Source organism: Bradyrhizobium retamae (genome assembly GCF_001440415.1).
GTDB classification, from domain to species: domain Bacteria; phylum Pseudomonadota; class Alphaproteobacteria; order Rhizobiales; family Xanthobacteraceae; genus Bradyrhizobium; species Bradyrhizobium retamae.
The window spans coordinates 278528-290771 of record NZ_LLYA01000170.1; the positions used below are offsets into that span (position 1 = coordinate 278528).

18 protein-coding genes are annotated in these 12244 nt (G+C 61.0%); 11 read left to right on the forward strand and 7 right to left on the reverse strand.

Features of this window, described 5'->3' with window-relative positions; all coding sequences use genetic code 11:
* Positions 1-133: 133 nt before the first annotated feature.
* From CQ13_RS44615 to CQ13_RS26815, 3 genes are read left to right on the forward strand one after another with little or no spacing between them, the layout of a single operon-like run.
* Positions 134-478, forward strand: coding sequence for a hypothetical protein (locus tag CQ13_RS44615; RefSeq protein WP_197427442.1), 345 nt, complete (start codon positions 134-136; stop codon positions 476-478).
* Positions 478-762, forward strand: a complete 285-nt coding sequence (locus tag CQ13_RS26810) for a hypothetical protein (RefSeq protein WP_057845815.1) — start codon at positions 478-480, stop codon at positions 760-762. The genes CQ13_RS44615 and CQ13_RS26810 overlap by 1 nt, the downstream gene beginning before the upstream one ends.
* Positions 763-780: 18 nt before the next feature.
* The gene (locus CQ13_RS26815; protein WP_057845816.1) at positions 781-1089 is read left to right on the forward strand and encodes a Gp49 family protein; all 309 of its coding nucleotides are present in this window, start codon (positions 781-783) and stop codon (positions 1087-1089) included.
* Positions 1090-1122: 33 nt separating this feature from the next.
* On the opposite strand, the gene CQ13_RS26820 is transcribed toward CQ13_RS26815, so the two are convergent.
* The 4 genes from CQ13_RS26820 to CQ13_RS26835 all read right to left on the reverse strand — a co-directional run bounded on the left by CQ13_RS26820 (position 1123) and on the right by CQ13_RS26835 (position 2474).
* A complete protein-coding gene (locus tag CQ13_RS26820) occupies positions 1123-1341 on the reverse strand; it encodes a hypothetical protein (RefSeq protein WP_057845817.1) in 219 nt (72 codons plus the stop codon).
* Positions 1338-1634 carry a hypothetical protein gene (locus CQ13_RS45895; RefSeq protein ID WP_245309325.1) on the reverse strand — a complete coding sequence of 99 codons (297 nt, stop codon included), beginning with the start codon at positions 1632-1634 and terminating at the stop codon, positions 1338-1340. Before CQ13_RS45895 ends, CQ13_RS26820 begins: the two co-directional genes overlap by 4 nt.
* Before the next feature lie 91 nt (positions 1635-1725).
* The gene (locus CQ13_RS26830) at positions 1726-1908 is read right to left on the reverse strand and encodes a hypothetical protein (protein WP_057845818.1); all 183 of its coding nucleotides are present in this window, start codon (positions 1906-1908) and stop codon (positions 1726-1728) included.
* Positions 1908-2474 carry a hypothetical protein gene (locus tag CQ13_RS26835; protein ID WP_156433927.1) on the reverse strand — a complete coding sequence of 189 codons (567 nt, stop codon included), beginning with the start codon at positions 2472-2474 and terminating at the stop codon, positions 1908-1910. Before CQ13_RS26835 ends, CQ13_RS26830 begins: the two co-directional genes overlap by 1 nt.
* A gap of 648 nt (positions 2475-3122) precedes the next feature.
* Between CQ13_RS26835 and CQ13_RS26840 the strand changes: the two genes are divergently transcribed.
* From CQ13_RS26840 to CQ13_RS26855, 4 genes are all read left to right on the forward strand, one after another.
* Positions 3123-3719 carry a hypothetical protein gene (locus CQ13_RS26840; RefSeq protein ID WP_057845820.1) on the forward strand — a complete coding sequence of 199 codons (597 nt, stop codon included), beginning with the start codon at positions 3123-3125 and terminating at the stop codon, positions 3717-3719.
* A 4-nt stretch (positions 3720-3723) separates the two neighbouring features.
* The gene (locus tag CQ13_RS26845; protein WP_156433928.1) at positions 3724-4338 is read left to right on the forward strand and encodes a hypothetical protein; all 615 of its coding nucleotides are present in this window, start codon (positions 3724-3726) and stop codon (positions 4336-4338) included.
* 366 nt (positions 4339-4704) lie between these two features.
* Positions 4705-5610 (forward strand): dihydrodipicolinate synthase family protein, encoded by a 906-nt coding sequence (locus CQ13_RS26850; protein WP_057845822.1) that lies wholly within the window; start codon positions 4705-4707, stop codon positions 5608-5610.
* A 151-nt stretch (positions 5611-5761) separates the two neighbouring features.
* Complete coding sequence (locus CQ13_RS26855) at positions 5762-6730, forward strand: SDR family oxidoreductase (RefSeq protein ID WP_057845823.1); 969 nt, start codon at positions 5762-5764, stop codon at positions 6728-6730.
* A gap of 71 nt (positions 6731-6801) precedes the next feature.
* Here CQ13_RS26855 and CQ13_RS26860 read toward each other — a convergent pair whose 3' ends face one another.
* A complete protein-coding gene (locus CQ13_RS26860; RefSeq protein WP_057845824.1) occupies positions 6802-7272 on the reverse strand; it encodes a GcrA family cell cycle regulator in 471 nt (156 codons plus the stop codon).
* Between the two features lie 43 nt (positions 7273-7315).
* Entirely contained in the window at positions 7316-7516 is a 201-nt protein-coding gene (locus tag CQ13_RS26865; RefSeq protein WP_057845825.1) for a hypothetical protein, read from the reverse strand.
* 259 nt (positions 7517-7775) lie between these two features.
* Here CQ13_RS26865 and CQ13_RS26870 point away from each other — a divergent pair, with 259 nt between their 5' ends.
* The gene (locus CQ13_RS26870; RefSeq protein WP_245309326.1) at positions 7776-8153 is read left to right on the forward strand and encodes a GrlR family regulatory protein; all 378 of its coding nucleotides are present in this window, start codon (positions 7776-7778) and stop codon (positions 8151-8153) included.
* Positions 8154-8172: 19 nt separating this feature from the next.
* Here the strand turns inward: CQ13_RS26870 and CQ13_RS26875 are convergent, their stop codons facing one another.
* Positions 8173-9114 carry an acetamidase/formamidase family protein gene (locus CQ13_RS26875; protein WP_057845827.1) on the reverse strand — a complete coding sequence of 314 codons (942 nt, stop codon included), beginning with the start codon at positions 9112-9114 and terminating at the stop codon, positions 8173-8175.
* Between the two features lie 66 nt (positions 9115-9180).
* Between CQ13_RS26875 and CQ13_RS26880 the strand changes: the two genes are divergently transcribed.
* From CQ13_RS26880 to CQ13_RS26890, 3 genes are all read left to right on the forward strand, one after another.
* Positions 9181-9981, forward strand: a complete 801-nt coding sequence (locus tag CQ13_RS26880) for a YdcF family protein (protein WP_057845828.1) — start codon at positions 9181-9183, stop codon at positions 9979-9981.
* A gap of 72 nt (positions 9982-10053) precedes the next feature.
* Complete coding sequence (locus CQ13_RS26885; RefSeq protein WP_057845829.1) at positions 10054-10836, forward strand: DUF169 domain-containing protein; 783 nt, start codon at positions 10054-10056, stop codon at positions 10834-10836.
* Between the two features lie 163 nt (positions 10837-10999).
* Positions 11000-12181, forward strand: coding sequence for a saccharopine dehydrogenase family protein (locus CQ13_RS26890; protein ID WP_057845830.1), 1182 nt, complete (start codon positions 11000-11002; stop codon positions 12179-12181).
* Positions 12182-12244 lie beyond the last annotated feature (63 nt).

Below are 12244 nucleotides of genomic sequence, written 5' to 3' on the forward strand. Positions count from 1 at the left end.
GAAGAGGCAAAAAATCTGCGGGCAACCTTAGCGGCTCGAGAGGCGGACTTAGAAAATTCACGCAAAGCGCGTGCTGATGATGCGTTGCGGTCGGCTGCGATCGAAAGGGGGGCAGATGCCCGGAGCAAGTCAGATGCAGAATATATTTCGGCGCTCGAGGCGAGTTCTGCTTGTCCGTTTGATCCCGGCGACGCTCGCGGCGGCCGCCCTGGCGGGCTGCGCCCATTCTCCGCCGGTGGTGCCTCGCGAAGTCTCGCGCCAGCTCCCGCCGGCGCCCGATAGGCTTACCAGGCCGCGACCGGTGCCGCAGCTCGACACGCAATGCCGTTTCCCCTGGTACGGCGTGGCCGGCTGCAAGGGCAAGGACACGCGCGCCATGTTGCGGCTTACCGTCTCCGACGCGATCGAAACCCGATCGAGGCTCGAGCAAGTCCCGGCCTGGTATGAGGCTGTTCGCGTGGGCTACGGGGCAAAGTGATGAATTCCGCCGACATGGAAAAGCTCGCGAAGATGGCCGCGAAAGAGGCCGTTTCGGAAACGTTTCTGACGCTCGGAATGGACATTTCCAACCCGATTTCGGTTCAAGGTCAGTTCGCCTTCCTGCGAAATCTTCACTACGCGGCGCGCCACGCTCGCAACGTCGTCATTGCCGGCGTGCTCGGCCTGATCGTGAGCGGCGCCGGCTGGGCGTTCTGGGCCGGCTTCAAGGTCAGCGCCGCGGTGCCGGCGCCCACCATTTCCGCGCCGGGCGGCTCCCGGTAATCCCTGAGAGGAAAAAACTTGAGCAACGAAATCACAATCGAAAAGGAAATTCAGGCCAAGGGCCTCAACGCTCCGCGGCTGACGCCTGATGATATTGACGCTGTGATCGTTTCCGAAACCTTCACCCCGCTGCCAAGCGGCAAATGCCTGGTTTGCGAGCTGATACTGCGCAACGGGTTTTCCGTCCGCGGCGAGGCTTCCGTGGTCAGCAAGGAAAACTTCAACGAAGAAATCGGCCGCAAAATCTCGCGCGAGAACGCGCGCAAACAGATTTGGCTGCTGGAAGGCTATTTGCTGCAATCGAAGCTCGCCGCCGGGATCCTCTGAGTTCGTACCGCGTAACCTCCAAGGGCCCGCCGGTCATGCCCGATCGGCGGGCTTTCTCATTCGCTCGAAGAGCTCCCGCACTTCGGAAAGCCGAAGCTTGGTCCCCTTCGGCATGTGTTCCAGCAATATGTGCCGGGCGGCCGCCGCGATGGCATCTCGCTTGAGTTCGCTCCGATCGGCCTGGTAGGCCCGCAAGCATTCCATGACCTGGCGCGCGGCCGCTGGCGGGATCTCGAGCTGTTTGCGCTTCACTCGCGAATAGGCCGCTCGAACGCCACCCCCTCGGGGTCATTCTGCTCGAACCAGGCGCGCGCCGCGTCGTCGGTCGCGAACACTTCCACGTCGTCACCGCGGCTGTATGTCCAAACGGTGCCGCGCTCGGCCCTCGCTAATCGCTTTGCGGTGGCCTCGGCGCGCTCCCGGCTCATGCGGTTGGTTATGGCCCGGCGGCCGGGGTTGTCGTCAAAGTAGAAATAGACGCTCGGGCCGTCCGGGTACAAAACCTCGAAACTCTCTTCGTGGGGGATGATGCGAACGGTGGTCATTCGATCGACGGCGAGCTACCCATACACAAACCCCGTTGGCATGCCCGAAAGATAGGGCACGCCAAACGGAATCGCGAATCATCGGAGGTTGTTATTCGGGCTTGCGTCCGATTGATGCGGCGGGCCCGGGGTCCATCTGTGCAATGGCCCTGTGTTGATCGGGCGTCAGGGAGAACAACACGCCACGATGAGAGCGCAGAACTTCGCGCGCGCGGACCCGAAGGGCCTCTTCACGCTCCTGTTCCGTCTCAATGTACTCGTAGGCCAGTGCCATCACATCACCTGTCTAGCGTAATAGATATTGCCTTTGATCGTTTCCGCAATTGAAAAGTTCATTGCCTGATACGTAGGTATTACGCCCGCGACCGGGTTCTTCAGCTTAACCCTTTGACGTCCAATAAGTTTCGCATAGTTGTCCGCGGCGTCAACGGCAATTTGGGCGAAGAAGCCGGCAAACGGATTGTCGTTCGCCGCCCTTTCTAAATAGTGAACGGTAACATTGTCCGGCCCGCGGGAAGCTCGCCCGACCACCAGCCCATAAAGGTTCCCGTTACACCAAAGAGCGGCCTCGAATCGCCGGAAAAAGGGCCGAGTTTGACCCATGATCCGTCTCCATTGGAACTCCCAGCTCGCCGCCGCGGCAATCGCCGCGTCGTCAATGGCTCTTAGACTACATATCGCGGCCTCGGGAGGCATCAAGCGATATTTAACCAATTCGGCCGCTTTGAGTTCGGCAAAGTGCCGCGCTGCTTCGCGCTGAATTTCGTATCGTCGCGCGTCCGGATCGGCCGCTTGCTCTAGTGCCCCCATGCCAAATAGGTAACCGTAAGTTGCGGCCAATGGAACCGCGAAAAATGGTTGCCAACCGAAATGAAAAGGCGTGAAGGTTCAATAGGGGTAAAATCTAGCAGTTGCCAAAAACGGCAAGCAAAATCAATGACAGGCCCGCGCCTGGGAGACTAGGGGTCGAAGGTTCAAATCCTTTCGCTCCGACCATTCATTTTCACGGACAGCGATCTCGATCGCTGCTAAATTCCGAGAACCCAGACCGTAACGATAGCGCCTAGCACAGCTATTCCGCTGACTGTCCAGCCCGTCAAATAGGTCGCACCATCCGTTTCCGGTCGATCGACCATGGAATCGCGCCACTGGGTCACGGCGGCCTCCCGCTTTATTTTATTACTGCCTCTCGTATGTACGTCGCTGCCGCAGGCTCGAGGTTCAAGCGGCGCGGGCTGCGAAATAATTCCTCGCAGCTTCATGATCCAACCAAGCCCGATACCTACGCTGTCCTGGGCCCAGGAAGATGCCCGACGTGCCGCGCCCCCCTCAACTGGCAGGAGACACACGGCGGCCTGGAAGGCCGGCACATTCCAGGTAGTAAGTCCGGCTTAACCCAACCGGCAGATCGAACTGATGCCAACCTTCCCGACACATCCGCACGCCGCTATATAGAGCCTATTGCAACCTCTGCAGGTGCGTGAGGTCATGAATTTCTTGATGCGTGCTGCCTTTGTTCTAGGCGGCATATTTCTGGGTGTGAACCTGATCAACTTCTTTGTCCTGGGCCATTCCGGGGATTACCTGCCGGGCGGCGAACGCATGGGCGAGTGGAAAGCGGCCAAGATACGCGAGGCGTGTTACCCGGCGCTTGAACATCTCGAAGGGGACGGGCAGCTCCCGAAGCTTTCGACCAAGGACCATCGCGTCGACTGGCGCGACCTCACCAGCGCGAAAGAGATAACGGCGGCGCTGAACTGCTATCTCGTGACGCACCCGAACGCGATCTGCGAGCGGGACAATCGCGCCTACATCGTCGATTACATCGGTCGCTATTTTGCGAAATTCGATGAGATGATGAATACCGCCAAGCGATATGGCGAATCCGAAATGTCGACCGTCAGAGATCTCTGGGACAGTCCACGCAATCGCGCGATCAGCGCGGCCTTGATGCAGGACGCCAGCAATGGCCGCCTGATCACCGCGGATTTCGGCTGGACCGTCCCGGCGCCAATAAAGCCGATGCTCGATCGCTACAAGGGCGCGACCGACAACTGCCCCAGGGGCCTAGCAGCGGGAGCTTGAAAAATTGATCCGTCAGGTTCTCACCCTCATACTGGCCTTCATCGGAGGTTTCCTCGTGGTCGGCGGGTGGATCTGGGCCCCGAAAGTAACGAGTGCGATGTCAAGTTTCGTCTCGGTCGGGCCCAGTGTTTCGTTGTTCGCCGACACCAGTCGTATCGGGCGGCCGGAAACCGCGCCGGTGGTGCGAAGCTGTATCTTCAAAGTGATGGACCTCGGTCCGGACGCCAACAAGATGGAGCCGAGCGCGGCGTACTTCGTCCTGAAGGCCGGCAGTATGCAGGCAAACGTTTCCTCTATGCTTGGCAAGTCAGACCGCTGGTCCGAAAATCAGACACTCAATCTGGCCAACACATGGGGACAATTGGCGAGCTGCATTTACGCGCTGGATGATCGCGAACTCTGCGATCCTGATAACCGCGCAGCGGCAGTAGAAGCCACCACAAAGTTCTTTGCCTACGCGAAGCAGACCAGCGCTTCCGCGGGCAAGCCGGCGATATCAGCCAGCGACGCACGCGACATCGAGAATGTCAGCGATCGCTTATTGCTCATGCTCAAGAACCACCGTCGTTACGGTACGCTTGTGGGCGGGATTTCGGCAGTTTTGCTCCGGCCGCAATAATGCAGGTCATGCGCGGCGAGCAAGCAACCCGCGACATCTGCAAGCGCTGACCCGAGACGATCAGCTCGAAATGTGTGAAGTGCGCCCTGCATCGGCTCGCAATGCATTATCGCCGATCTGACCGTCAGCGCTGACGTTGGAAACGCTGCTTCGACATTCGATAGGCTTGCCTCAGCTGGCCGACCGCCGGGAACGCGGCATGTGGTCCCCGCGGGTCGAGACCACACGCAAATGCAGACGCGGCGTTTCCGCTACTCTGCCGTGTCGATTCCGCAACTGGATCGCCGCTCCGACCTTCGGTAGGCTTGGTTTGCGAAAGCGGGGGATACGCCCGCACGTACCGGATGGAAACAGCGAGGGCAGGCCATGAAAATGCGCCCCACCGGCGTGATACCGCCGATGACGACGCCGTTCCGAAAGGACGGCGAGATCGATTTCAAGCTCGTTGCTCCCCAGGTCGACTGGCTGATCGCGGCCGGCAGCCACGGCATGGCGGCGGGCGGTTCGACCGGGGAGGGCCATACGCTCGATCACGAGGAGTATCGTGATCTGCTAGCGGCGACGGTGGAGGCCGCGAAAGGGCGCGCGCCCGTGATCGCCGGCATCATCGTCGATTCCACCCGTGATGCGATCCGGCGCGGCAAGCTGGTGCGCGACATGGATGTTGCAGCGCTGCAGGTGACGCCGGTGCATTATTTGTTCAAGCCGGACGAGCAGGCGATGGTCGACCATTTCCGCCGCATGGCCGACCAAACCGGTATGCCGATCATCATCTACAACGTCGTGCCCTGGTCCTATCTGTCGCCAGCGCTGCTGACGCGGATCATGAACGAGGTGCCGCTCGTCGTCGGCGTCAAGCAGAGCGCGGGTGATCTGAAACTGTTTGCCGACCTCATGATGATGGCGCCGGACAAATTGATCTACAGCGCAGTCGATGCGCTGATGTATCCGTCCTATACGCTCGGCGCGCATGGTTCGATCGCGGCGATCCTGAGCGCCGCGCCGCATGCTTCCGTCGAACTCTGGAATGTGGTCAAGGCAGGCAACCACACTCGCGCGCTCGAGCTGCACAAGAAACTGCTGACGCTGTGGAACGCGATCGTCTCGGACGATCTGCCGGCATGCACGCGCTATGCGCAGTCCCTGCAGGGGCTGCCGACGACATTCTCCCGCGCGCCGATGCCGGAGGCAACGCCCGCGCAGCAGGCCGCGATCCGGAGGGGGCTGGAGGGATTGGGCGCGCTCGGCGGCTCGCGCGAGGCAGCAGAGTAATTCCGCTGCGCGAAAACGACCTGTAAGACAATCGAGCCGCCGCCTCGCGGACGGCTTTACCGGCAGCTCCCACCTGTTACTGTCGTTCCGCACGGGCTCCATCTCATGAGGGCTCCAACTCAAAAATTGAAAAACCGAGGTAAGCGTCTCAATGAAGGATTTTGCCGGAAAGTTTGCCGTCATCACCGGGGGCGGGACGGGTATGGGCCGCGAGCTCGCGCGCCAGCTCGTGGCCGAAGGCTGCAATGTCGCGATGTGCGACGTCTCGCCGGAAGCGATGGCCGAGACCAAGCGGTTGTGTGAGGCGGAGAGGCTGCCGCAGGGCCTCCGCGTCACCACCCACGTCGTCGACGTTTCGATCGAGGCCCATCTCCAGCGCTTTCGTGACGAACTGATCGAGCAGCAGGCGACCGACAAGATCCATCTGTTGTTCAACAATGCCGGCATCGGCGGCGGTGGCAGCCTGTTCACCAACACGCGCGAACAGTGGGAGCGCACCTTCAACATCTGCTGGGGCGGCGTCTATCTCGGCGTCCGCACTTTTCTGCCGCTTATGATCAAGGCCGACGAGGCCCACATTATCAACACATCGAGTGTCAACGGGTTCTGGGCATCCGTGGGCCTGGGGGCCTCGCACACAGCCTACAGCGCCGCCAAGTTTGCGGTGAAAGGCTTTACCGAAGCGTTGATGACGGACCTGCGGCTCAATGCCCCGCACATCAAATGCTCTGTCGTGATGCCCGGACATATCGGCACTTCGATCGTTTCCAATTCGCGCAAGATCCAGAGCGGATCGGAATCCGATGACCTCAGCCCGAATGAAATTTTGGCGACGCGGCAGCGCCTGAAGGGCATGGGGATCGACACGGCGCCGATGTCGGATGACGACATCCAGAAGATCGCACTCGACCGCGCCCGCACTTTCCGTGAGGAGGCGCCGACCACGGCGGCGGCTGCGGCAAAAATCATCCTCGACGGCGTCAAGGCCGAGCGCTGGCGGATTCTCGTTGGCGACGATGCTCACAAGCTCGACGAGCGGGTGCGGCAGGCCCCGGAGAAGGCCTACACGCCGGAGTTCTACAAGAGCTTTACGGAAGAGGTCGGCTGGCGGCTCGGGTAGCGGACGATCGGTTCTGATGGAATCAGAACCGACGCTCTGCATTCTGGACGCATCGTCAGGGCAAACGCCGCTCACGCGCGCGAGACCCGCTGACGCGAACCCGGGCGGTAGGCGAGGCGGGTGTGGCCCGAGCAATAGGGCATGCCTTCAACCGGCGTATTGCCGCAAAAGCAGAAGTCCTCTGCGCCTGGCGTGCTGATCGGCCAGCGGCATCTTTCGTTGCTGAGTTCGAGCAGCGAACAGCGCTGGTTGCTGGCGATTGGCTCTTCTAGCAGCGGCTGCGCGTTTTCGTAAACGGCCTGCAGTATTTGATATTGCAACCGGGGAATGGATTTCCTGGAGCGCTCCCTGGCGGCCTTGGTCGGACGCGGTTCGGCGGGGGCGGGGCCGCGCGTCAGTTGCAGGCGCGAGAGTTTGCCGATCACGGCGTTACGGCTGACGCCGATGCTGGCCGCGATCTCGCGGCAGGTGAGGCCGGCTTCAAAATGGCTTTTCAGGAGTTCGACGCGATCGGTGGTCCAGGTCGGTACATTCGTAAGCATTTTCTCGGTTCCACATTCTGTGAAAACCGCCGCGTTGCTCCCGTCAGGACGTCTTGCCGTTGTCGCGGATTGCAAGCAGCCCATCCTTGATGGCGAGCCGAATGCCTTCCTCGATCAGGGTCCTCGCAACGCCGGGAACACTTGTGCCGTGGGTGCCCTGTCTCACCAATCTTTCCATGTAAGCGATGGTCGAGAGCGCCAAGGTCACGGGAACGCGGTCGGTTTCGGCTTTTTCTGTAGCCATGGGGAACGCTAACTTTTAAACGCTGTACTGAAAAGTTACTATTTCGACTCTATTTAGTTTTACACACATGAGTCAAATGACTTGTGGATAGCTCCCTATCCATTTGAAAAAACTATTAAAAGTCGAAGCCGGGTTTGTGGATCAACCAAAGCGCCCGTGACGCGCAGCGCACGGCAGTCTTAACGGCGGTTGCAGGCGCGGCGAAACGATCCAGCCGTGTGGGCCATTTCCCCATTGCTTCGCGCTGCAGGGAATGCCGATGATGCCCTGGGACGGCGGCAAGGGCGCAATGACGGTAACGAACGGTCTCTACACCATTCATATCGAGATGACGGACGGCGGCCATGGCCGCGCGCACGGCGTGATTGTGCTGCGCGACGGCAAGATCGCCGGCGGTGACTCGTACTTCTATTACACGGGCTCTTACACCGCAGATCGCGGCAAGTGGCGCGGCGAACTGATCACCAACGAGCACACGAAATCGGTTGGCGCGCTGCCGCTGTTCGGCGGGCGAGAAGTCACTTGCGGCTTCAGCGGGTCGTACGCCGCCGATGGCGCGCAAGTGCAGGGGACCGCGTTGGTCGGAAAGACCAGCGTATTGTTCTACGCGCGGCTGAAGCTGCGCTCTCCATTTTGAAGAGGCGCAGGTCGTCCGATCAGCCGTGCACGACCGCCTTCGCGATCATGCAGTGAATGCCCTTGGAGCCGTTCACGGTCTGCGTCACGCGCAGATCGGCGGCGAGGCTGCAGAGCGTATAGGCGTCCTCGCGCGACAGATTGCGCTTCTCGCCGAGCAGCACGATCATGTCGCGCAGCGCCCGCACCACGCATTGATCGAGATCGGGGTCCATCGCCATTGTCATATAATGGTCGGGCGTTTCCGCGCGGGGATAGGCGAGCTGCAGGTCCTTGCGCAGCGTCAGACGGAAGCGGCCCTGCAGCGCGGTCTCGATCGCGGTGACGCAGACTTCGCCATCGCCCTGCACGCCGTGGCCATCGCCGCAGGAGAACAGCGCGCCCGGCACGAACACCGGCAGATACAGCTTCGCGCCGGCGCCCAGCTCCTTGTTGTCGAGATTGCCGCCCATCGCGCGCGGGATCAGCGAGGTGATGCGGCCCCAGGCGGGCGGCGGCGCCACGCCCATCACACCGAAAAACGGCTTAAGCGGCAGATCGAGCCCCCACGGCATCCGTCCCACCATCCGCTCGCGGTCGAGCGGAATGTTCAGGATCCGCGTTTCGTGAAAATCGTCGGGTAGCGTCCCCGCCAGCGGACGGATCAGATTGTAGCCCCAATCCTGCCGGAGCTGGACGTCGAGAATCTCGACCTCCAGCACGTCGCCGGGCTCGGCCCCTTCCACGGCGATTGGGCCGGTGAGAATATGGCCCGGCAGCATCCGCTCGCTTCGCGCATGTATCTCGGCAAGCTCGGGAGGTACGTGAAACTTGCTGCGATCAGGCACTACGTCCGGGCCGCCGGTCACGGTATCGATGGTGACTTCGTCACCGCTGGCGATGGTCAGGACAGGCTTCAATTTGGCTTCGAAGAAGCCCCAATGGCAGGTTTCGGGGCTGGAATGCAGGTGATGATGGGGCATGCGGAGGCTTTTGGTTGCTGCAATGGCGTCGTATGACGCTGTACCAGACATTATCAGAGGCTTCCCTTGTTTTTTGTCCTCTCCAAGACGCTCGGCTTTCTGCTATTGCCGACGAATCTGCTGATCGGCGTAGGCTTCGTCGGCGCCATCCTGATGTTCACCCGCTTTGCATCGCTCGGCCGCAAACTGGTGATCGCAGCCGTTCTGCTGCTCGTCATCTGCGGACTGTCGCCGCTCGGGAACCTGCTGCTCTATCCGCTGGAGCAGCGTTTTCCGCCATGGGACGCGGCGCGCGGCGCGCCTGATGGCATCATCGTGCTCGGCGCGTCGATCGAAGCCGATCTCTCCACGGCCCACGGCACGCCGGTGGTGCGCAGTTCGCCCGACCGCCTGATCACGGCTGCGGCGCTGGCACACCGCTACCCGAAGGCTCGCATTGTTTTCTCAGGCGGCAGCGCGAGACTGATTTCGAACGACGCCAGGGAAGCCGATTTCGCTGGCGCCATCTTCGAAAGCCTCGGCATCGACAAGTCGCGGCTGATCATGGAACGGGGTTCCCGCAACACGCAGGAGAACGCGGAATTCTCCAAAGCTTTGCTTGCGCCCAAGCAAGGTGAGCGTTGGCTGTTGGTAACCTCGGCCTTCCATATGCCGCGATCGATCGGCCTGTTCCGGAAGGCGGGATTTGCGGTCGAACCTTATCCCGTCGACTGGCGGGTCGGCGGACGTGACGATGTATTTGACTTCACCAATGTCGCGATCGATGGACTGGGACGGACCGACGTGGCAGTGCGCGAGTGGGTGGGCCTGATCGCTTACCGCGCCACCGGCAAGATCGACGAGTTGTTGCCGGGTCCGGCAAAGTAGCAGCGGGCAGCCAGCCGGGCTACAATCGAAGAACCGGCGCCGGCTAAGCGCGCCGATTTGGGAGTTGATGCCATGCAACAGCAGACGACGGAAGCGTTCGATTTGGCCGGCATGGTGGCCGACCTGAACAGCCTGCTACGGTTGAAGACGACTGTGATCGGCATCAAGATGTTTGCCAGCGTCGAGGAGATGACGGCAATTCCAAAAATCCGGCGTCCCTCGGCGGTACATACCACCGACCAGATCGTCAGCATGGCTTCGCGGCTCGGCTGGACCGTCGGCATCACCGGCGACGATCTGGTCGGCGCGCAATGCCGTGCGGTGATCGGGCTTGCGCCGCAGGATGAGAAGTGGCTCGCGGGGGAAAACTACGTCGGCGTCTGGCATGGCACCGCCGAAGACGCACGCAAGCGTCAGGAAGCGCTCGACGTTGTGCCCTTCGGCCAGTATGAAGCAATGGCAGTGAGCCCGCTCACCAGCGGCCGGCTCAATCCGCCGGATATTTGTCTGGTCTACGCCACGCCCGGTCAGATGATCATTCTGATCAACGGCCTGCAATATACCGGCTATAAGAAGTTCGAATGGGGCGTGGTCGGCGAGACCGCCTGCGCAGATTCCTGGGGCAGGGCGCTGAAGACCGGCGAGCCGAGCCTGTCGCTACCGTGCTTTGCGGAACGGCGTTACGGCGGCGTGCCTGATGAGGAGATGCTGATCGCGCTCAAGCCGGAGCATCTTGCCAAGGCCATCGTGGGCATGAAGCAGCTCGCGAAGAACGGCCTGCGCTATCCGATCGCGCCCTATGGGATCCAGGCCGACGTTCGCGCCGGGATGGGCGTGTCCTATCCGAAGAAATAGCCCAGCCGTCATTGCGAGGAGCGAGCCGACGATTTGTCCGCCGTAGCTCGAAGAGCGAAGGCAGAGGCAATCTAGCCTTCCATCATGATCCGATTTCTGGATTGCTTCGCTTCGCTCGCAATGACAAAAGGGGCCAAATTCGTTTCTGTAGGAAACCCCAGCTATGTCTTCGTCGAAATTCGACATCGTCGTCTATGGAGCCACCGGCTTCACCGGCCAGCTCGTCGCCGAATATCTCGCCGAACATTACAAGAATGACGCGAGCCTGAAATGGGCGATGGCTGGCCGCAGCAAGGACAAGCTCGCTTCCGTCCGTGACGCGATCGGCGCGGCTACCGATACGCCGCTGATCGTGGCCGATGCGGCTGATCCTGCGTCGGTGAAAGACATGGTCGCGCAAACTAAGTCGGTGATTTCGACCGTCGGACCTTACTTGCTTTACGGCTCCGAACTGCTTGCCGCTTGCGTCTCATCGGGCACGGATTATTTCGATCTCTGTGGCGAGCCGATCTGGATGCGCCGGATGATCGACGCGCACGAAGCGGCTGCCAAATCAACCGGCGCAAGGATCATGTTCTCCTGCGGATATGACTCACTGCCGTTCGAACTCGGCGTGTTCTGTGCGCAGGAGGAAGCCAAAAAGCTATTCGGCGCACCGGCTAATCGCGTCAAAGGCCGGGTGCGCGAGATGCGCGGCACGTTTTCCGGCGGCACCGCCGCAAGCATGCGGGCGCTGTTTTCGGCGGCTGCGAATGATCACAGCCTCGTGGCGCTGTTGAGGAACCCATTCGCGCTGACGCCCGGCTTCGAGGGACCGAAGCAGCCACCCGGAAATCGGCCGGTGTTCGATCAGGAACTCAATTCCTGGACCGCACCGTTCGTTATGGCAAACATCAACACCCGCAACGTTCACCGCTCCAATTTTCTCCTCGGCTTTCCCTACGGCAAGGATTTCGTCTATGACGAGATGATGCTGACAGGCTCGGGCGAGCAGGGTGAATCTCTTGCCAAACGCATCGCTACCGCCAACACGGCGGAGAAAATGAACTCCGGCGGACCGAAGCCGGGTGGGGGGCCGTCGAAGGAAGAACGCGAGAACGGTCTTTACGATCTGCTGTTCGTTGCAATTGGCCCCGATGGCCGCCAAGCCCGTGCGGTGGTAAGAGGCGATCGCGATCCCGGCTATGGATCGACCTCGAAGATGATCTCGGAATGCGCGATCTGCCTGTTGCGCGATACGCCTGACGTGCCAGCCGGCTTCTGGACGCCGGGCGCGGCGATGCAGCACAAACTGATCAAGCGATTGGTTGATCACGCGGGGCTGACGTTTGAGGTGGAAAAGTAGCCGCACATCGTAGAGCCTGTGAACCATTTGGGTTTTGCGGGTAGTCGGAGCCGAGACAACGGA